At 40.7% G+C, this 20,447-nt stretch carries 14 protein-coding genes and 1 rRNA gene; 8 read left to right on the forward strand and 7 right to left on the reverse strand.

The window, feature by feature from the left end; genetic code table 11:
• Positions 1–76 (forward strand): 5S ribosomal RNA (gene rrf / locus ACS5PU_RS10840); the annotation flags it as partial.
• Between the two features lie 728 nt (positions 77–804).
• Complete coding sequence (locus tag ACS5PU_RS10845) at positions 805–2,571, forward strand: S8 family peptidase (RefSeq protein ID WP_439459796.1); 1,767 nt, start codon at positions 805–807, stop codon at positions 2,569–2,571.
• A gap of 14 nt (positions 2,572–2,585) precedes the next feature.
• Here the strand turns inward: ACS5PU_RS10845 and ACS5PU_RS10850 are convergent, their stop codons facing one another.
• Genes ACS5PU_RS10850 through ACS5PU_RS10860 form a run of 3 tightly spaced genes read right to left on the reverse strand, consistent with a single transcriptional unit; the run spans position 2,586 to position 5,484 of the window.
• The gene (locus tag ACS5PU_RS10850) at positions 2,586–3,371 is read right to left on the reverse strand and encodes a polysaccharide deacetylase family protein (protein ID WP_439459308.1); all 786 of its coding nucleotides are present in this window, start codon (positions 3,369–3,371) and stop codon (positions 2,586–2,588) included.
• Positions 3,372–4,304 (reverse strand): glycosyltransferase family 2 protein, encoded by a 933-nt coding sequence (locus ACS5PU_RS10855; protein WP_439459309.1) that lies wholly within the window; start codon positions 4,302–4,304, stop codon positions 3,372–3,374.
• Positions 4,297–5,484 carry a glycosyltransferase family 87 protein gene (locus tag ACS5PU_RS10860; protein WP_439459310.1) on the reverse strand — a complete coding sequence of 396 codons (1,188 nt, stop codon included), beginning with the start codon at positions 5,482–5,484 and terminating at the stop codon, positions 4,297–4,299. Before ACS5PU_RS10860 ends, ACS5PU_RS10855 begins: the two co-directional genes overlap by 8 nt.
• A 737-nt stretch (positions 5,485–6,221) precedes the next feature.
• Between ACS5PU_RS10860 and ACS5PU_RS10865 the strand changes: the two genes are divergently transcribed.
• Both ACS5PU_RS10865 and ACS5PU_RS10870 read left to right on the forward strand, forming a co-directional pair.
• On the forward strand, positions 6,222–7,190 hold the full coding sequence (locus tag ACS5PU_RS10865) for a phosphatidylinositol-specific phospholipase C (protein WP_439459311.1): 969 nt from the start codon (positions 6,222–6,224) through the stop codon (positions 7,188–7,190).
• A gap of 276 nt (positions 7,191–7,466) precedes the next feature.
• Positions 7,467–9,386 carry an FG-GAP-like repeat-containing protein gene (locus tag ACS5PU_RS10870; protein WP_439459312.1) on the forward strand — a complete coding sequence of 640 codons (1,920 nt, stop codon included), beginning with the start codon at positions 7,467–7,469 and terminating at the stop codon, positions 9,384–9,386.
• A gap of 64 nt (positions 9,387–9,450) precedes the next feature.
• Here the strand turns inward: ACS5PU_RS10870 and ACS5PU_RS10875 are convergent, their stop codons facing one another.
• Together ACS5PU_RS10875 and ACS5PU_RS10880 are read right to left on the reverse strand one after the other, a co-directional pair.
• Positions 9,451–10,089 carry a Crp/Fnr family transcriptional regulator gene (locus ACS5PU_RS10875; RefSeq protein WP_439459313.1) on the reverse strand — a complete coding sequence of 213 codons (639 nt, stop codon included), beginning with the start codon at positions 10,087–10,089 and terminating at the stop codon, positions 9,451–9,453.
• 174 nt (positions 10,090–10,263) lie between these two features.
• Positions 10,264–11,529: an ROK family protein gene (locus tag ACS5PU_RS10880; protein ID WP_439459314.1), complete on the reverse strand. Its 1,266-nt coding sequence runs from the start codon at positions 11,527–11,529 to the stop codon at positions 10,264–10,266.
• 225 nt (positions 11,530–11,754) lie between these two features.
• Between ACS5PU_RS10880 and ACS5PU_RS10885 the strand changes: the two genes are divergently transcribed.
• From ACS5PU_RS10885 to ACS5PU_RS10900, 4 genes are read left to right on the forward strand one after another with little or no spacing between them, the layout of a single operon-like run.
• On the forward strand, positions 11,755–13,041 hold the full coding sequence (locus ACS5PU_RS10885; RefSeq protein WP_439459315.1) for a Gfo/Idh/MocA family oxidoreductase: 1,287 nt from the start codon (positions 11,755–11,757) through the stop codon (positions 13,039–13,041).
• A gap of 42 nt (positions 13,042–13,083) precedes the next feature.
• On the forward strand, positions 13,084–16,485 hold the full coding sequence (locus ACS5PU_RS10890; RefSeq protein WP_439459316.1) for a family 16 glycoside hydrolase: 3,402 nt from the start codon (positions 13,084–13,086) through the stop codon (positions 16,483–16,485).
• 14 nt (positions 16,486–16,499) lie between these two features.
• Positions 16,500–17,954, forward strand: a complete 1,455-nt coding sequence (locus tag ACS5PU_RS10895; protein WP_439459317.1) for a Gfo/Idh/MocA family protein — start codon at positions 16,500–16,502, stop codon at positions 17,952–17,954.
• A 10-nt stretch (positions 17,955–17,964) separates the two neighbouring features.
• Positions 17,965–19,044, forward strand: a complete 1,080-nt coding sequence (locus ACS5PU_RS10900) for a Gfo/Idh/MocA family protein (protein WP_439459318.1) — start codon at positions 17,965–17,967, stop codon at positions 19,042–19,044.
• Positions 19,045–19,099: 55 nt separating this feature from the next.
• On the opposite strand, the gene ACS5PU_RS10905 is transcribed toward ACS5PU_RS10900, so the two are convergent.
• On the reverse strand, positions 19,100–19,438 hold the full coding sequence (locus ACS5PU_RS10905) for a hypothetical protein (RefSeq protein WP_439459319.1): 339 nt from the start codon (positions 19,436–19,438) through the stop codon (positions 19,100–19,102).
• 187 nt (positions 19,439–19,625) lie between these two features.
• Positions 19,626–20,384, reverse strand: a complete 759-nt coding sequence (locus tag ACS5PU_RS10910) for a response regulator transcription factor (protein WP_439459320.1) — start codon at positions 20,382–20,384, stop codon at positions 19,626–19,628.
• Positions 20,385–20,447: the final 63 nt, after the last annotated feature.

The raw sequence follows: 20,447 nt of genomic DNA on the forward strand, positions 1-20,447 counted from the left end.
TTCCGAACAGAGAAGTTAAGCCCACCAGAGCCGATGGTACTGCGGTAACACGTGGGAGAGTAGGTCGGTGCCAGATCTTAAAGAGAAACCCTTCAATAGAAATATTGGAGGGTTTTCTTGTTTTATGGCATTTGAGGGGAAAGCTTAAAGACTAAAGCATAGACTAAAGCAAAAAATGGAATACAACAGCTTTAGGCCCTGGTCTTTTCCTTTAAGCTTTTAAACCATTAAGTAGTTAAGAAGATTAAGTTGGTTTTCAGCTTTGACAGCGCAGGTGATGAAAGATCCTCAATGTCCTTGATCCCTTTAATTGTCAGAATAGCAATCCGATAATATTTATTGGTTTCCCCACAGGTTAGGCTGATACAGCAGGCTTTCTTAATGTTCTTAATTCCTTAATGGTCAACGGGAGCAGTGAATAGCTTTTACCGTTGTTTTCCCTCAGATTACGCTGATCACCGGGGAACAATGTTCCGTAAATATTCACCCCATCAGAAGTTAAATAGCGCTGATGGTAGTGGAAATCCCTTTTGGTTGGCAATAACCCGTTTACACCGAAAATCTCCAAAAGGATTGAAACGCACAGCAGGACAGGACCTTTACCATGGGCACAGGTTTTGCGCTTCAAAAAAGAGAAATCATAAACCCGCAATGATGATTTTGGCCTGTAGCTCAAATGAAGATCTAATTGTACTGATTTTTATGCTTTTATACGCTTATATCCTGCTTGTTAAAAAATGTAAAATCTTTCATTCTCAAGGCAATAAAACCGTATTATTGTAGTATTACGTACATAATGCTATGATGAATCTGAACCTAAAGAAACTCGTTTTTATTGCTTTTCTATCGTGTATTAACTTTGCTGTTTTTGCGCAAAATAAGAATGTACAGCTTCCTGCAAATTGGTTTAACCTCGACTTATTGGAAAATGGATATTTCGGTATCAGCACTGAAAAGGCTTACCGCGAGTTATTGAAAGATAAAAAGCCAAAACAAAATATCATTGTTGCCGTGATTGATGGTGGTGTAGATATTAATCATCCTGATTTGAAGGGAGTTTTGTGGACCAATAAAAAGGAGATCCCCGGAAATGGAATAGATGATGATGGCAATGGATATGTGGATGATATTCATGGTTGGAATTTTATCGGTTCAAAAAAGGGAAATCTGGAATTTGATAATCTGGAATTGGTTAGGTTGTTAAGGATATATACACCTAAATACCAATCTACAACCAATTTAACCCCTTTGGACAGCACTCAAAAAGAGGAATTCAGGCTTTATAAAAAAATGGTTAGCGATTTTGGCAAGAAATATGAAGATGCCAGCAATACCTTTTCTGTGCTTATTGCAATTAACAAGGTTTTAGATTCTGTAGCGAAAATCAATAAAAAGGAAATCCCGACTTTAGAAGACATTGATAGATACAGGGCTGATGATGAAACAGAAGAACAGGTTAAAACGATTATCAGAAAAGGGGCGAAAGAGGATGGTGGCTTTGAAAAATTTTACAAAAACATAAAGGATGGCTATAAACAATATGATGCCATGCTTAAATATAACCTTAATCCGAAATATGACATGCGTGCAGAACTTGTTGGCGACGATTACAGCAACGCTAATCAAAGAGATTATGGAAACAATGATGTTAAGGGGCCAGATGCTTTCCACGGTACGCATGTTTCGGGCATTATCGGTGCCGACCGCAGTAACACTTTAGGAATTATGGGGGTGGCTAATGGGGTAAGTATTATGGCGATTAGAGTAGTACCTACGGGTGATGAAAGGGATAAAGATGTGGCCAACGGAATCCGCTACGCAGTTGATAATGGGGCGAGGGTTATAAACATGAGCTTTGGTAAAAGTTACAAGTGGGATAAGAAAGCGGTAGATGAGGCAGTAAAATATGCCGAAAGTAAAGGTGTATTACTTGTACATGCCGCTGGTAACGATAACCAGAATAACGATGTAGAGGAGAACTATCCCAATAAGTTTTTCGATGGTAAAGAGTCTGAAGCTTACAAAGATGCGCATAAAAAGCCGCTTAAGGCTGATTTTACGCCTCCAAAGCCAATGTCCCAGAACAATGGAATGGGCATGCGCCCTGGATACGACAGAGTGCCAATGGTTAAACCAATACCAATTGATTCGGCCAAATTTAATCTTCCGCATGCCAGTAATTGGATAGAAGTTGGTGCAAGTGCATACAAGGATGATGATAACCTTAAGGCCGATTTTTCGAATTATGGCAAATATAATGTAGATGTTTTTGCCCCGGGGTTTTTAATCAAATCAACCGTGCCTGATAATAAATATGATGAAGCAGACGGAACAAGTATGGCCTCACCGGTAGTAGCTGGTTTAGCTGGCCTTATTTTAAGTTACTATCCTGAATTGAAACCTGCTCAGGTAAGGGAAATCATTATGAAATCCGTTTCGAAAGTGGCACACAAAATAAAGTATAAAAACGATAGAGGCGAAAACGTCCGTGTTCCTTTTAGCGAGATATGCGTAAGCGGAGGAATTGTTAATGCCTATAATGCCTTAAAATTGGCAGAAACATACAAGTAGATTAGCACAACGCCTTATTTTTTGGGTATTGTAGAGATGAACTGCTGTATGGTTCCGAATGGATATTTTTTTTTTGCTTTTAGCCATACGATAAGGTTTTCCATTCGCTGGATCATTTTTGCACCTGTATTTTTTCTTACATAACCAGGGAAACCAAAGCGCTCAAAATCATCCAGATCGGTAAACTCCCAGGGATGAAAATAGATATTTAGGTAATTATCTTTTTTATAGGTCCAGTTGGCAAGTGTTTTATACATAGCCAAGGGCAGGTTATGAAAAGATAACCAGAATAATGGAAACCTAAATAATGGACTTACTGAGGCTGGTAACTGCAGCACATTATCTTTTATAAAATATGTCCTCGAAATGCCAAAATTATTGTACCTGCTAGGTAGGTAAGTTGGGTTGATGGACGAATTGTAAGTATAACCAGCCTTTTCAATTTCCTTTTCGTCAACCGGCATCATCCTCGCCATGCGGTAACCTATAATTTCCTTGCCCGATAGTTCTTCCAGTTTTTGTTTCGATTGAAGCAAGTGCTCTGGTTTAAAATCGGAATGGTAATAACCGTGCGAAGCCAGCTCGTGGCCAGTATCTGTAATTCTTTTAATCAGATCAGGAATGTTTTCTGCAAAGGTAACAGTACAGAAAAAAGTTGCCTTCACTTCGTATTTATCTAAAATATCCAATATCGCAATTGTACCTGCCCTTGAAATGGAAATCTGATCTTCAAAAGAAATCGTTTTTCCATACTCAAAGGGCATATCAAACTCTTCAATATCAAAACTTAAAAGAACCATTTATTTATGTTGGATATTAGTTGAACGGATAATATAATTTGGACGGTTTTTAGACTGCATAAACATTTTACCTACATAAATACCTATAATGCCCAAAATAATAAGCTGTAAGCCACCGAAAAAAACGATGGTCATAATTACTGAGGCCCAGCCCGAAACTTCAACATGGTTTACAAAGGCATAAATGATATAAGGAACGTAAAGTACTGATGCGAACGAAAGAATGAAACCAAGGTAAACTGCAGAATATAATGGTTTTATGCTAAAAGAGGTTACGCCGTGCAAGGCCAGGCGAAGCATTTTTTTTAACGTATACTTACTTTTGCCCGAAAAACGCGCCGCGGGGTTGTACCGGATTGCAAATTGTTTAAAGCCCAACCATTTTACCAAGCCCCTAAGAAAAGGCTCGTTTTCGTGGAAATTGCGGAATACATTTACCACTTTTTGATCGAGAAGTCGAAAATCTGCTGCACCAGGCTCAAGATCGATATCGGATAACCAATTTAAGGTTTTATAGAACAGATTGGAAGAGCTTCTTTTGCCCTTCGATAAACTTTTATCCTCTTCGCGGATGGTATAAACCACTTCAAAACCTTCCTGCCATTTCTGAAGCATATCCGGGATCAGCTCAGGTGGGTGCTGCATATCGCAATCCATAGAAATTACGCAGTCGCCAAAGGCATGGTCCATGCCGGCCTTAACTGCCAGTTGATGGCCAAAATTCCTGGAAAACTCCAAAAAGAATATATTTTCGGCGGTGGCAGCGTAATCCTTTATTTTTTCTAACGTATGGTCGGCACTTCCATCATCAACGAGGATAATTTCGTAATCGTAATTGAGCGTGGAAAATACCTTTTTAATGCTTTCGGCTATTACAAAAATATTATCGGCTTCGTTGTAGGCAGGGATGACTATAGAAACTAATTTATTCATTATCAGCAATCAGATAAGATTCAAAATCCTCTTTCATCATTTGATAGATTATGGTTAGCCAAATGATAATGCAAGGTAAGGCTTTGAGCGAATATAGACGAATAAATTCTTTAACAGGTTTAGGGAAAATATCGGTTGGCGATAGGCTGGTGAGGATAAAGGCAAATACAAATAGTGCAATTATCCAACCTTTTTTGGGCTTTTGCTGAGTGGTGAACCAAATGGCTACCCCTGTAAAAGCGATAACATAAGTTGGCGATTCTGAACCACTGCTAAATATTACAGTAAAAATTAAGGTGGACGCCAATAACATGAGCCTAAAACCCACATATTTAAATTGATTAACGCGTAAATAGGGCAGGCCAAACAATAGTAAGCCGGCAAGTAAAAAGGGGGTATTGGGAATCGTTACGTCGCCGCTTATTCTTCTGGCCATTCCCATTATAGAAATATCCTGAAATGAGGTTAACGAAGCATTTATCGCATTTTTATGCGCAAGAGAACTGTACCAATCTCCATACGACTGTATGATATAGGCCGGTGAAGAGATGGCCATTGGTAATACAAGCAGCAAGACAAAGGCAATTATGCCAGATAAGATAAATTTTAACTTGTTTTTGGAGAAGAAGAAAAATGCCAAGCCGACAATTCCGTATAGCTTAACCAAAGTACCCAGAGCAATAAAAAAAGCAGATTGTATTTCTTTCTTTTTTACTAGGTACGAAAAACTGAGCAGAATAATCCCCGTTAGGGCAATATTAAACTGAAAGCTAAATAGGGCAGTTAATGTTTCGTGTGCACATATCCAAGCAATGATGGCCCTTTTATTCCAGCTTAGTGGCAAACTGTAAATTCCCCACAACAGAACCGAAATATTGGCAATATTCCAGAGTATGCAGGCAAAACCATCTGGCAATAATGCAAAAGGTGCAATCAATATCGAAAAAACAGGACCATAATGATTGCTATCTTGGTATTCTGGATAGTTGAGATACAGGTTTTGCAGATCAACTGTATGCCAGTACACATATTTAAAGATGAGGTAGTTATTGTAGGAATGGTGATGGTACTGCTTGTAACCAGCAATAACTGCCAATAGCACATAAATGGCAATGATGCACTGCTTTTTTAAAAGAAATGCGGCTAGTTTTTGAAGCTTTACGTTTTTAGAAAGAGTCATTTGTTTTTTGGCTGTGCAATATAACTATTTTAACAGTTACCAAAGTAACTATTCTTGTTGTGGATTTCAATTTTCTATGTATCTGTTATAAAGCGCTTTAGCTTGTCCATTATTTTTGGCAAATACTGAACAACCTCAAATTAATGATAGAATCTATTTTGTAAGTATAATTGTACCATTAGATAGGCGGGCTATCTAAGCGTTTTTTTGGGATGATTAACGCAATCAATGCAGGAGCCATCTCTGGCTCTTGTACTTGATTTATTTTTAGACATGATAGACAGGTTTTCTGTAAAAGGCTTTAACCTCTTGTACTCATATGCTGGGGTTAAAAATAGGATCAACAAAAAGCTCAATCCGGGATGATAGACGCTTTTATTGAGCACATGCCATGGATTTGGCATGTGCTTTTTTTATGGCTAACGTTCTTCATTTCCTCCATCACTCCAAACCCACTTCCCTGTTTCCCATTTAACACCGATTTAATTTGCAATTAATAAGGCTGGCTTATTTTTGAACCATAAATATTTGGTTAGTATTTATAAGGTTTAGTTAGTTGATTAGTTTAGGCCATGATGTAATAAATTATGGCCTATTTTACGCCCGATTTACCAATTGTCCTTAATATCCCTGACTGTTTAATTAGTGCTTCACGTAATTTAGATAATCGATTTAGTAAAACCTTTTACTATATTTAATGTACTGAACCAAATAGACCATAAATCTTCCTAAAAACTATGAGAAAATTAAAATTACCACTTTTGGTGGCACTGGTATTAACCTTCGGTGCCTGCAAGAAAGAAGAACAGCTAAAAGAAAGTGTTTCCCTTTCCAGTTCAAAGCAAGCTGCATTATCAACCGCGCAGCTTTTAAGTGCATCGTTAAACAACTGGATGGGTAACATAGCAGATCAGACCAGTATTGCTGCCATTTCTATTCCTGGTACACACGATTCGGGCGCTACACAAGAACCTATTTCGGGCACAGCAAAATGCCAGAACCTGAGTATTGCCGATCAGTTAAATGCTGGTGTAAGGTATTTAGATGTACGCTGCAGGCACATTGATAATGGTTTTGCCATTCATCACGGCGCTATTTATCAAAATCTTAATTTTACAGATGTTTTAAATGCCTGTATTAATTTCTTGAACAGCAATTCTACAGAAACCATTATTATGAGTGTTAAAGAAGAGCATACTCCTTCTAATAACACCCGTACATTTGAACAGACTTTTGATACCTATGTGCAGCAAAATCCATCAAAATGGGATTTGGGCAATAACATTCCAACATTGGGCAGCATCAGGGGCAAAATCAGGTTATTGAGACGGTTCTCTGCCGCATCGCCAAAAGGAATAGATGCAACAGCATGGGCCGATAATACAACATTCGATATCAATAATGCAGCTGCCAACTTAAAGGTGCAGGATTTTTACAATGTTAACGACGTAAATAACAAATGGACCAGTGTTGAAACCCAGCTTAATGCAGCAAAGAACGATACCTCGAACAGGCTTTATCTAAATTATGGCAGTGGTTACAAAGCAGGTATTTTCGGTATTCCGAATATCAATACCGTGGCTAATTTTATCAACCCAAAAATCAGTACTTTTTTTACCAATAACACCCATGGTAGATTCGGCATTATCCCCCTCGATTTTATCGATTCGAGCAGAAGCCAGTTAATTATCAATACCAATTTTTAAATCCAACCTAACGGTTTATAGGTTCAGTAAATATAGGTGCGCCATGCTTTTCGATGGCGCATTTTTTATTGAAGAGGGTTTATAATCTGTTTTAAAACATTTAATAATGTTAATTTAATTATTTCATAATATTTCCTTTTGTTTCTGTTAGGTTCTTTTTTGCAAATTTGTTTAAGATCAGGGAATTGCGACCATCAGCGGATAGTCCTTTTCAGATTTTGATGCACTGTTGGCTAAACGCTGTATCGGTTCTAATAAAATAAAAACGCTAAACCAATGAAAAGAAACAAAAAAAACATTTTTATGCCTGATGATCAATCATGTTCATCTCAAACAACAAAAAACAAAGGTGTTAAAGGTATCTGGACCACATTATTATTTGCCGCACTTGTTGCATCATTTTCGGGCTGTAAGGAAGCGCCTGTAGAAGCATTAACCGAAAGTACAGCTTTACACCGCAATCAACTGGCAGTTGCCAATGCCCAATTGGTAGGTGGACAGACAGAAATCAGGGTATTATCTTTCAATGTGAGGCACAATGATGCTGGAGACCCACAGACCATTACCGAAAGACAGGGAAACATCCGTCAGATTATTGTTGATAATAACCCTGATGTTTTCGGTTTGCAGGAATTTTCTGATAATAGTTTCGAAACCTGGTTTCGGGGGCAAATGACAACTTTGGGTTATGGGGAGTACTACGATACTTCAATAACCGGCACACCAAAAGCCATTTTCTTCAAAAACAGCCGTTTCACCCTACAAGAAAGTGGTACGGCAAGTATCGGCCCAACCAATACCGGTACTTGGGTGGTATTGTTGGATAAGGTAACGGCTAAAAAATATTTTGTGTGCAACAGTCACTGGCAGTTCGATTCGCAAACGGTTAGGATCCAGAATGCGAATGCTTTGGTAAGTGCCGTGCAGCAGAAAAATACCCAAAATCTTCCTGAAATTGTTTTTGGCGATTTCAACGCAGTTCCAGGTACTACAGAAATCGGTATTTTGAAAGATGGTTTGGATGTGGTAGATGCACTAGGTGATAGTGAAGGCGATTTAACCTTTCATGGTTGGACAGCAACAGGGACTAAAAAATTAGACTGGATGATGAGCGATAGGGCGATGGCCTATACCAGCTCAAAGGTAATCACTACAAGTTACGGCGGATATTGGCCATCAGACCATTGGCCGGTAATGGCTGATTATGTTCCTGCAATATTTGGCGGCCCACATACCGATTCGAACGGGCTAAGTGCCAGCGCGAGCACCAGCTATTATTTTGCAGATGTAAACGGCGACGGTAAAAAAGATAAAATTTATCAGCGGTATAGCTATGACGGAGGTAAACCACAGGTATACCTTTCAAACGGCAACGGCACTTTTATTTCGCCGGCAGTAAAGCATACCGCAGGTGCATCGGCTTTGGCTACAACACGCTATCATTATGCCGATGTTAACGGCGATGGAAAAGATGATGAAATTGTTTGGGACCCAACCACCAATTCGGGCCATACTTTGGTTTATCTGGCTACTACCAACGGGAACTTTAGCGCTACTGCAGTAGATAATCCGGAAGGAACAAGTGCTGGAACAACAACTGTATACAATTTTGCTGATGTAAACGGCGACGGGAAAGCGGATAAAATTTACTGGAACGGTAGTTACGATTCTGGGCACACGAGGGTTTATTTGGCTACAACTAACGGTAATTTTAGTGCAAGTGTAGTATCTGGCGCAGAAGGAGCAAGTACAACTGCAGGCACAACCTTTTATTATGCCGATGTAAATGGCGATGGAAAAGCAGATAAAATTTTATGGCATCCAAGTTTAAACAATGGTAAAACCATGGTATACCTGTCAGATGGCGATGGAACATTTACGGCTTCAACTGCTTTCAGTAATTCGGGTGCAACCAGTGTTTCTACCACAACGGTTTTCTACTTTGCCGATATTAACGGTGATGGCAGGGCCGATAAGATATATTGGAACCCTAATAATTACTTAGGTAAGATTAAGGCTTATTACGCCACCACTGCCAATACCTTCGATGGCCCGGTATATTCTTTGCGCGGAACATCGCAGAGCACAGATACCAATTTTTATTATGCCGATATTAATGGCGATGGCAAAGCTGATCAGATCCGTTGGAACTACAGTGAAAACAGCGGCGAACTTAGAAATTACTTCGCTCAATAATATTTTAGCTTTGAACAGTCTTGGATTAATTTTCAAGACTGTTTAAATTTTTATTAGAGGAATACTATTTTTCTGCCGAAAGAACCATTTCTTCATGCGTATCTTTGTGCAGTTCTTTACTCCTGATGCGGCTCAATGTTTCTAAGCGCATGCCCAAATAACTTGCAAGATAACGCAGCGGTATTTTATTCAGATCTATTTTTTTGCTTTCTTCAAGGCGTCGGTAACGCCGCAGCGCATTGGGTATCCTCGCCAGTATCGACCGTTCTGATGCAGCGTAATAATGCAGTGCCAATAGTTTTCTGCCAATAATATTGGCTTCTTCATAATTGGCATATACAAAATCGATTAAAGTGTAAGGAATCCGGATCAGTTCGCAATCTTCTAATGCCTGTAGGTATTCTACTGAATGAAAAGCACGGTGATCGGGATGGCGGATGGCGCCAACAATATTGTTCCCGAAACTGAACCAGGTGGTGATATCTTTAGTTCCATCTTTAATAAATCCCCGAACTATTCCGCTGTTTACAAAGTATAAGGCTGCGTTACTATCAATCGGCGAAACGATATGTTTGTTTTTCTTCACCCTGATTAAAGTGCAATGCTTTTCATATTCGGCAATCAGCTGATCGGAAACAGTATGATATTGCTCAAAGAAGCGGATTAAAGGAGCTACAAACGAAGATGATTTAGGATGAAGCATAGTTGTATTTTTTAGTTAATCATAAGAAAAATACGACCAAGTGCAGTTTATTGCATGGTAATCAGTGTTTTTGCCTGCCTATTGGCAATGGCTTACCCTGCTGTTTTAAAAATCTGCCTGTTTGGTTTGCATCTATTTACGTATAATATAGCTATAAGGTTTTTCTAAATAGAATTATAGATACAAATTATTTTTTATTTTTTTGGCTTTGTTGATATAGGCCTGCAGGAAATGATCAATTCCGGTAGTAGCATAGCCTAGCAATCTCGAATTTTCACCAAGTTCGGAAGATACAATGGCGGTTTTTTCCCTAATCTGGGTCATGCAATAAGTATTGATGGCCTGTTGCATGGGTAAGGTAATATATTGCTTGGCCTCAGCTATTTTTCCGCTCAAAATAATCAGTTCGGGATTAAATAACTGGATGAGTACAGCGATTCCTTTGCCCATATAAGTACCGATATTGGATAACAGCTGTATGGCATATTGATCGCCTTTATTTGCTGCCCTGATAATTACCGCAGGTTCAATCCTTTCCAGCTCTTCCCTGCTCAGCTTATTCAGCATCGAATTTTTGCCGGATAAAATCCCTTCTTTGGCCATTTCTGATAAAGCGTTACCTGAGGCGATGGTTTCGAGGCAACCATGTTTGCCACAATAACACAGGGCACCGTTTTCAACAAAGGGGATGTGCCCAAGTTCTCCCGAAAAACCACATGTTCCCTGTCTTAATTTTCCATCCATTATAATGCCGAGCCCAACGCCCCAGTCCATAAGTAAAATGAGCGCATTTTTTTTGCCTTTAGCCATTCCGTGCGTAAATTCTGCCATTGATGATCCATTTACATCATTTTGAATTACAACAGGCAGTTTTAGCATGTTTTCAAATGCAGCCGTTAACGAAATGTTTTCCACATCACTTAGAAAATAACTGTAGTTTTCTCCTTTTTCGGCATCAATAAGGCCCGGCATGCCCACACTGCAGCCAATTAACTGGTCGGTTGTAATGTTTTGTGCAGTCAGGATATCCTGGATATGCGTATTTAAAATCTTAAAGAAATCTGCCCGGCTTTTAGAGATGGGAAGCGGAATGTTTTTGACTTCAAATACAAAATTATAATTGTTATCAATAATGGCTATTTTGGTGTTGAACAATTCTATATCGATGCAGATAATGAGTGTTTTTTTATCCTTTAAACCATACAGATCTGGTTTTCTTCCGCCCATAGACACACCGAAGCCCTTTTTCTCCAGCCAGTTCTCATCCATTAAGCTGCTTATCAGTTTCAAAATACTGGGAGCGCTCATGTTCATGGTATCGCAAAGGGTAGATACCGATGATGGTCCCATGTTAAAAAGGTGTTTAATAAGCTGATATTTTTGTGTCAGCTGTTTTCCGGCTGCCGGTTTTAATATGTTATTTAATAGATGAAGATTCATGGATTTAATTACGCTATTTCGCTAAATATAGATAACTTATGTTAAAAATTTAGTAAAGTTTTTTTAATGCGTAAAGAAATTAGTGATGTTTTGTCTTTTCAATTATTTCTTCCTAACATTAACTAACCAAATTATCCTATTTTAATCATGCCTGCTATTAATTAAACTAAAACGGTTAAGCTAACCACTATCATTGTCAGTTTATTTTCTATACATCAACAGCAAATGAAAACTAAAGAAGAACCACAAAAACAATCAAATCCCAGAAGAGACTTTATTAAAAAAACGGCAGTAGGGCTTGCTGCATTTACCATAGTGCCCAGGTATGTACTGGGTGGAGAGGGCTTTATTGCCCCGAGCGATAAATTAACCAAAGCTGTAATCGGCGTTGGCGGCATGGGGCGTAATCATTTTGTTTATGATGGTACCCAGGTGGTGGCCATTTGTGATGTGGATAGCAGGCATATTGCCCAATCGTTGCCCATGCTGGATAAGGGGGTAAAAACCTTTACCGATTACCGCGAATTACTGAAATTACCTGAAGTAGACATTGTACACATTGCAACACCCCCGCACTGGCATGGCACCATGGCTGTTGATGCCGCAAATGCCGGCAAAGATATCTGGTGCGAAAAACCAATGACCCACACCATTGGAGAGGGCAAAAGGGTTATGGAAGCGGTGCAGCAGCATGGCCGTATGTTCCGTTTAAATACCTGGTTTAGGTTTAAAGATACTTTTTACGGGATGGGAACCACTGTTAAGCCCATAAAAAAACTGGTAGATAGTGGTTTATTGGGATGGCCTTTAAAAGTTACCGTTAGCAAGCATACTGGTTACGACTGGAAATTTTATTGGGTGGGTAAAGAAAATCTGCCTGTTGAACCTGTTCCGGCAGAGCTTGATTACAATTCGTGGTTAGGCCCCGCACCGTTTAAACCTTACAGCACACACCGGGTACATGGTACTTTTCGGGGTTATTGGGATTACGATGGCGGCGGCTTGAGCGATATGGGCCAGCACTATATCGATCCCATCCAATATTTTTTAGGTAAGGATGATACCAATCCAATTTCTGTTGAAGTAGACGCCCCACAGCAGCACAGTGATGCCGTAGGTACCTGGAGAAGAATTACCTACACCTATGCAGATGGCTGCCAGATTATTTTGGATGGAGAGGGTAAAGATGCCAATGTACCTTATATAGAAGGACCCAAAGGCAAACTTTATCCGGGCTTTAAATCTGATATTCCCGATTTAGAACGTAAGCTCGCTGCCTTTCCTGATCCTGCGCCGCAAATGACAGATTTTGTAACCTCGGTAAAAACCCGACAGCAGTTTGCCCTGAACGAAGAAAACGGACACCGCTCTTGTAATATTGTAAATATTGGCTTAGCTGCCCTAAGGCTGGGCCGTTCTTTAAAGTTCGACCCCGTTAAACAGGAATTTATTGATGATGAAGCAGCCAATAAGCTGATCAATCCGGTAATGCGTGCACCATTTACTATGTAGTTCAGCTAAACTAAATTTTACAAACGATTTTAATTTACAACAATGATAAAGAGATTAATATTTGTGCTGTTGGCTATTGTACTCTTGCAAAATGCTGTAACTGCACAAGATAAAACCGATCAGCGTACCGCCACCACCCGCATTGCTGATTTATTGGCCCAGCTGCCTGCAAAAGATGCCAAGCAACTGAAAAGAAACATGCAGGAAATTACCGAACTGGGAGAAGATGGTTATGTAAAACTAATTACCGGACTGGCTCCAAACAGTAAGGGTAACGCCGTAATTGAGTATGCCGTAAGCGGTTTTTCGGCATATGTAAGTCAGGCGGGGCAAGAAAACTTCCGAAAAATGAGTGCTACAGCCTATTGCAAAGCGCTTGCACAATTAAACGATAATACAAATAAAGCTTTTATCATCAGCCAGTTTGAGCTGGTTGGCAATGATGAATCTGTGGCTTGTATTGCCCCTTATTTAAAAGACGAAGTATTGGCCGATCCAGCTTCGAGGGCTTTGGTAAAAATAAATACCAGCAGTTCAAAAGCTGCTTTGTTAAATGCACTTCCTTCGGCCAGTGCCAAAGCACAGTTATCTATTATTGATGCTTTGGGGCATACCCAATCGGCAAAAGCAGCCGAGGCCATCAAAAATATACTTGTAGGTAAACCGAATGGCGATTTAGCTAAGGTAAGCCTGTTTGCCTTGGCCAACATTGCCGATCCGGCTTCGAAAGAAATATTGGCCAACAGTGCCAATGCGGTTTCGTTTAAGGCAGAAGCAACCAATGCGGTTGCTGATTATGTAGTATACGCAAATCACTTAACAGATAAAGCACTGGCTACCACTATTGCTAAAGAAATATTGGAAAAAGCCAAAGGCGACGATCTGGTACACACCCGTACCGCTGCATTAAAAATTGTGGCAGCTGCAGAACCAGATTATTTATTGGAGGCTTTAAACGATGCCAATTTTGAATACCGTGCTGCTGCGTTAAAGTTTGCAACAGCCAATTTGCTTGCGGGTAAGGGAACTGCTGATGCATGGATCAAGAAATTAGCCAAAACTGATGCCGAAACCCAGGTGGCCATTATCCAGATGCTGTCCCAGGCAAAAGTTCAATCGGCCTTGCCTGCAGTTACCAAATTAATAAGCAGCAAAGATGAAAATGTTAAACTGGCGGCAATAGCTGCTGCTGGTAATATTGGACAGGAAGCAGCTTTAGATGTACTGCTTAAATCGATGGCAAAAGCTGATAGCACCGAGTTATCTGCGTACAGCAATACCATATTGAGGATAAAGGGAGATGGATTAACAGCCAAGGTAGCTGCTTTTATTCCTAAGGCTAAACCGGCAGTTCAGGTTGCTTTAATTAATGTGCTGGCCTCGCGTGCGGCGCATGCGCAATTGGCTACCATTTATGCTTCGCTTAAAAATAAAGATCCAGAAGTTAAAAATGCCGCTTTTAAAGCGTTGTCTTCAACTGTTAACAATCAGGATTTACCACAGCTGTTTACGTTAATGAATGAAACAACCGATCCATCCGAATTAATAAGTGTACAAAACGCCATTATTGCCGCCATTAAAGGCGGAAAAGAAGAGCAGGTAGCCCTAATTTTAAAGCAAATGGCTTCAGCAACACCTGAGAAAAAGCCATTATACTATAAAATATTGGCCAGTTTGGGTGGTAAAAAAGCACTCGAAGCAGTTTCTGTAGCTTATAACAATGGTAACGATTCAGATAAAAAAGCTGCTTTACAGGCCCTATCTTCATGGGTAGATAGTGGATCGGCAGATGAGCTGATCAAAATTGCCAGACAAACCACTAATGCAGATTATTTAAACCAGGCGTTAGCAGGTTATTTAAGGTTGATCAATACCAGCGAAAATACAGCCGAGCAAAAACTGTTAATGCTCCGCAACGCCATGGATGTAGCCAAAACTACTTCACAAAAACAACAGATCTTAAAATCGGCCGAGCAGGCTAAAACCTTCAATACCCTGGTTTTTGTAGGCCGGTACCTCGATCAGGCCGAATTGCAACAGGCAGCAGCCACTGCGGTAATGAACATTGCCATGGCAGGTAAATACAATGGAACAATTGTTAAGAACCTGCTGAATAAAACCATCCAGGTAATTAAAGGTGCAGATAGCGAATATCAGAAAGAAGGCCTGCGCAAATACTTGGCCGAGATGAAAGAAGGCGAAGGTTTTGTAGAGGCTTTTAATGGAACTGATTTAACCGGATGGAAAGGCCTGGTTGCCGATCCGATTAAAAGGGCAAAAATGGATGCCGCCACACTTGCCGCTGCACAGGAAAAGGCTGATGCCGAAATGAAAGAAAGCTGGAAAGTCGTAAATGGCGAGCTTCAGTTTCAGAGCCATGGCAATAATCTGGCTACCGTGAAAAAGTACGGAGATTTTGAAATGCTGGTAGACTGGAAAATCATCGATGATAAAAAAGGAGAGGGCGATGCCGGTATTTATCTGCGCGGTACACCACAGGTACAGATTTGGGATAATGCACGTGTAAATGTTGGCGCACAGGTTGGATCTGGCGGTTTATATAACAACAAAGTAAATCCGAGCAAACCACTGGTAGTAGCCGATAATAAACTGGATGAATGGAATACCTTTAGGATTTTGATGCACGGAGATAGGGTAACGGTATATTTAAACGGACAGTTGGTTACCGATAATGTGATACTTGAAAATTACTGGGATAAAAACCTGCCGATTTTTGCCGAAGAGCAGATCGAATTACAGGCACATGGATCGCCGGTGGCTTACCGCGATATCTACATCAGGGAAATACCAAGACCAAAACCTTTTGAATTAAGTGCACAGGAGAAAAAAGAAGGCTACAAAGTGCTGTTTGATGGTACAAATATGCACAGCTGGACCGGTAATACAACCGATTATGTAATTGAGGATGGAAATATAGCCATTAGGCCTAAACCGGGTAAAGGTTCTGGAGGTAATTTATTTACCAAAGATGAATTCAGCGATTTTATATTCCGTTTTGAGTTTCAGTTAACGCCTGGGGCCAATAATGGATTGGGTATCAGGGCACCTTTTGAGGGTGATGCGGCCTACGAAGGTATGGAACTTCAGATTTTGGATAACGAGGCACCCATTTACAAAGATCTGCATGTGTATCAGTACCACGGTTCTGTTTACGGTACCATCCCAGCTAAAAGAGGTTTTTTAAAGCCTGTTGGCGACTGGAATTATGAAGAAGTTGTAGTAAATGGTCCGAAAATAAAAGTAATTTTAAACGGAACTGTAATTCTGGATGGCGATATTACCGATGCAAGGAAAAACGGTGCCGCCGACCATAAACCACACCCAGGATTATTACGCGACAGTGGCCACATCGGTTTCCTTGGTCATGGATCGCCGGTGCAGTTCAGAAACATCAGGGTAAAAGAATTAAACAAGAAAAAGTAACCAAATAAGGATTTATGACTGAAGAAATAAAAGATTCAGCTGCTGATCATTCAAGAAGAAATTTTATCAGAACCACTGCCCTTGCGGCAGCCGGTTTTATGATTGTACCGCGCCATGTACTGGGCAAGGGCTTTTTAGCACCCAGTGATAGGCTGCAGGTTGCCGGAATCGGGGTAGGGGGTAAAGGAGAAAGCGATTTAACCGGGGTATTTAAAGGTGGCAAATCTGATATCGCATTTTTATGTGATGTAGATGATAGGCGCGCTGCAAACTCGGTAAAACGTTTCCCTAAGGCTAAATACTACAAAGATTACCGCCAGATGCTGGATAAAGAAGCTAAAAATATTGATGGCGTTGTTATTTCAACACCCGATCATAACCATGCCATGCAAGCCATGGCAGCTATGCAATTGGGCAAACATGTATATGTACAAAAGCCCTTAACACACGATATTTACGAAGCGAGAATGCTTACCCAAGCAGCTAAGAAATATCAGGTGGTAACGCAGATGGGTAACCAGGGTGCATCAGGAGAAGGGGTACGTAAACTGCAGGATTGGTTGGATGCCGGGCTAATAGGTAAGGTACATACGGTATACTGCTGGACAAACCGTCCGGTATGGCCACAGGGCATTTCATGGCCTGCTACAGGTGGCAATATCCCTGCCGAACTGGATTGGGATCTGTGGTTGGGAAGTGCGCCGTTTAAGCCTTATGTAGATAAACTGGTGCCCTTTAACTGGCGCGGTTGGTGGGATTACGGTACCGGCGCCATAGGCGATATGGGCTGCCACCTGGTTGAACCTCCATTCAGGATCCTCGATCTCGACACCCCGATAAGCGTAGAGTGCAGCGTTGGAAGTGTATATGTAGATGAATTTAAACGCGGTTATTTCCCTGAAAGCTGCCCGCCATCGAGCCATGTAATTATGACCTTTGAGAAAACCAAGAAAACCAAAGGCAATTTACAGATGCACTGGATGGATGGTGGCATAAAACCAGAGCGCCCCGAAGAAATGCTGCCAAACGAATCCTTCGGAGATAACGGTACGCTGTTTATTGGTACGCGCGGTAAAATGATCTGCGATACGTACGGTGCCAATCCACGCTTGCTGCCATTAACCAAAAATGAATCAGATCGTACCAAACCTAAAGCCACACGTGTTCCGGGTGATGTAGAAGGCCATTACACGCAATGGGCTGAGGCTGCTATTGCCGGTTACGGTAAAATGGAACTGAGTTCTCCTTTCGAAATAGCCGGCCCACTTACCGAAACGCTTTTAATTGCCAACCTGGCCATTAGAGGGATAGATGTACAGAAACCAAAGGCCGATGGTAAAGGCTTTACCTATCCGGGCAGGGATATTAAAATGCTTTGGGATAAGCAGAATATGCGTGTAACCAATTTTGATGAAGTAAACCAGTTTGTAAAACGCGAGTACCGCCAGGGTTGGAGTCTCGGTGTGTAATGTAAGGCTGATGAGTATAGAACATAATTTAAAAGTACTGGTGGTAGGCTGTGGCAACATGGGGGCATCTCATGCTAAGGCTTACCATAACTTGGCAGGCTTCGAAATCTGTGGACTGGTTTCGACCGGTAACAGTAAAAATGTATTGAATGAGAAACTTGGAGGCGGTTACCCGTTATTCAGTGATTTTTACGAAGCCCTATCGGCAACCAGGCCCGATGCCGTGTGCATTTCTACCTACCCTGATACGCACGAAGAATACGCGGTAAAATCGTTCGAAAGCGGCTGCCATGTATTTATAGAAAAACCCCTTGCCGATACCGTAGAAGGTGCGCAACGGGTGGCCGATGCGGCGAAAAAAGCTGGGAAGAAATTGTTGGTGGGTTATATACTCCGATACCACCCATCGTGGGAGAAGTTTACCGAACTGGCTAAAGAAATGGGCAAGCCCTTAGTGATGCGCATGAATTTAAACCAGCAGAGCCATGGCCCTAAATGGACAGTTCACCGCAACCTAATGAAAAGCTTAAGCCCCATTGTAGATTGCGCGGTTCATTATATTGATATTATGTGCCAAATGACCGAGGCCAAGCCTGTGCAGGTAAGTGCCATTGGGGCAAGACTTACCGATGAAGTGCCAGAATGGAACTATAATTACGGTCAGTTGCAGATCCGGTTCGATGATGGTTCCATCGGGTGGTATGAGGCCGCTTGGGGGCCAATGGTGAGCGATAACGCCTTTTTTATCAAGGATGTTTTCGGGCCAAAAGGAGCAGTATCTATAGTGGCCAAAGCTGCGGCAGCGGCCGGTAATTCGGATAATATTGATGCACATACCAAAACAGAATCGATAAAAGTACATTATGCCGAGCTGGATGCCAGTGATGAATTTACCAGGGCAGATGAATGGATTGATCTGAGCGATGAACCCGACCATCAGGAGCTGTGCAACCGCGAACAGCGTTATTTTTTAAAGGCTATACGCGAAAATATTGACTTGAGCAGACCAACAGAAGATGCAATAAACAGCTTGAAAATTGCATTTGCCTGCGATGAATCGGTCAAAACAGGGGAAATGGTTAAGCTTTAGCTTAATTATACATTTAAATCGGCTGTCTCCTCAATGAAAGAGACAGCCAATTTATTTAGTGCCAATAAGTACCAACCAAGCCTAAAACGGTGCCCATCCAAAGTGCTACAATAAAACCAATGCTGCCAAGTATCACCATTAATGCTTTTATGGCTGGCTGTTGAAAGCCAAAGCTATTCACGATGTGAAAAAATAGGGCGCCCAGTGCACCTGCTACCGGTACAAAAATAAGCGGTCTTGCCATCCAGAATTTTCCAAACTCTGGCTTTCCACCACCTGTACCCGATAGGAAAATTATAATCAATACCAGCCCGATTGCCGCACCGATTAACATTCTTTTGCCCAATGGGGCACGGAAAATTGCTGCTGTTGAGAAATTGTTTGTCAGTGTCATAATTATTTGGTTATTAGAAGTTAGTTAAATTTTCAGTTTAATGCGTAAATATAGTATGATGTAAAGTGCTTTGTATTTCAAAGTTAAATAAAGTACTTTGAAATACAAAGTGTTTGGTTAAAAAATATATATTGTGGGTAAGATGTTGTTATTGAGTGTTTTGTTTGATGAGGGGTTTAGCTAAAGCCTATATAATTTTACTGTTTACCGCGTAAGAAAGTGCTTCGACCATGTTGTTTACATTTAAACGTTCAAAAATGCGGCGCCGGTAATACTTAACCGTATCTGGGGCAACAAATATTTTATCGGCTATCTGGCTAATGGTTAAGCCCTGGGCATGAAAGCGCAAAATCTCAATTTCCCTTTCGGTAAGTTTAGGTTTTTCCAGTTTGCGCCAAAAATTATTGGCTGTATCTAGTGTCCACATTTCATCAGTTCCCTGTTTAGTGATGTAAACATTGCCTGGCTGTTTATGGTGCGAAATGGATACAATACACATGGATTTCCAAATCTGCTCGGCATTGGTTAAAAACAAGGGGGTAAGTTTATGGTTGATCAAAAAGGGCTTGCCATCTTTGTTAATCAGGTGGAAATCATAAGTAATACTGTATTGTTTTTTTTCAGTGCTTGGCACTTTTTTGAAAAAATCGAAGCCTGCTTCGTTAATCTGTTCCAACAGTTTGAGGTCGTTTTCAGGTACATTTTTGAAATAGAATTCATAGCCCAGGGCCAGCACTTCATCGGCAGATTTTCCGCATAAAAACAAAGGATTTTCCGAAACGTACTCAAAGGCCATCTTTTCATAATCGATAACATAAATACTTTCGTAGGTTAAGCGCGCAAAGGCTTTAACAGGCTCTAAGTAATCTTTCTGCTGAAGCTCATCTTCGGCCGTTATTTCTCTGACCCTATTTTTGGTAAGTAAACCCGAATTATTGTTGCCCATTTACTCAAATGATAAAAAACAAATTTACACTAAAGTGTAGTCTTTAAAAGGATTTTAGTATTC

Origin of the sequence: Pedobacter sp. GSP4, from assembly GCF_051857575.1 — a bacterium.
GTDB lineage: Bacteria > Bacteroidota > Bacteroidia > Sphingobacteriales > Sphingobacteriaceae > Pedobacter.

What these genes read in the sequence shown, in the direction of transcription:
- ACS5PU_RS10845 (WP_439459796.1), top strand. Translation starts at nt 805, where the DNA reads ATGAATCTGAACCTAAAGAAACTCGTTTTTATTGCTTTTCTATCGTGT.
- ACS5PU_RS10850 (WP_439459308.1), bottom strand. Translation starts at nt 3,371, where the DNA reads ATGGTTCTTTTAAGTTTTGATATTGAAGAGTTTGATATGCCCTTTGAG.
- ACS5PU_RS10855 (WP_439459309.1), bottom strand. Translation starts at nt 4,304, where the DNA reads ATGAATAAATTAGTTTCTATAGTCATCCCTGCCTACAACGAAGCCGAT.
- ACS5PU_RS10860 (WP_439459310.1), bottom strand. Translation starts at nt 5,484, where the DNA reads ATGACTCTTTCTAAAAACGTAAAGCTTCAAAAACTAGCCGCATTTCTT.
- ACS5PU_RS10865 (WP_439459311.1), top strand. Translation starts at nt 6,222, where the DNA reads ATGAGAAAATTAAAATTACCACTTTTGGTGGCACTGGTATTAACCTTC.
- ACS5PU_RS10870 (WP_439459312.1), top strand. Translation starts at nt 7,467, where the DNA reads ATGAAAAGAAACAAAAAAAACATTTTTATGCCTGATGATCAATCATGT.
- ACS5PU_RS10875 (WP_439459313.1), bottom strand. Translation starts at nt 10,089, where the DNA reads ATGCTTCATCCTAAATCATCTTCGTTTGTAGCTCCTTTAATCCGCTTC.
- ACS5PU_RS10880 (WP_439459314.1), bottom strand. Translation starts at nt 11,529, where the DNA reads ATGAATCTTCATCTATTAAATAACATATTAAAACCGGCAGCCGGAAAA.
- ACS5PU_RS10885 (WP_439459315.1), top strand. Translation starts at nt 11,755, where the DNA reads ATGAAAACTAAAGAAGAACCACAAAAACAATCAAATCCCAGAAGAGAC.
- ACS5PU_RS10890 (WP_439459316.1), top strand. Translation starts at nt 13,084, where the DNA reads ATGATAAAGAGATTAATATTTGTGCTGTTGGCTATTGTACTCTTGCAA.
- ACS5PU_RS10895 (WP_439459317.1), top strand. Translation starts at nt 16,500, where the DNA reads ATGACTGAAGAAATAAAAGATTCAGCTGCTGATCATTCAAGAAGAAAT.
- ACS5PU_RS10900 (WP_439459318.1), top strand. Translation starts at nt 17,965, where the DNA reads ATGAGTATAGAACATAATTTAAAAGTACTGGTGGTAGGCTGTGGCAAC.
- ACS5PU_RS10905 (WP_439459319.1), bottom strand. Translation starts at nt 19,438, where the DNA reads ATGACACTGACAAACAATTTCTCAACAGCAGCAATTTTCCGTGCCCCA.
- ACS5PU_RS10910 (WP_439459320.1), bottom strand. Translation starts at nt 20,384, where the DNA reads ATGGGCAACAATAATTCGGGTTTACTTACCAAAAATAGGGTCAGAGAA.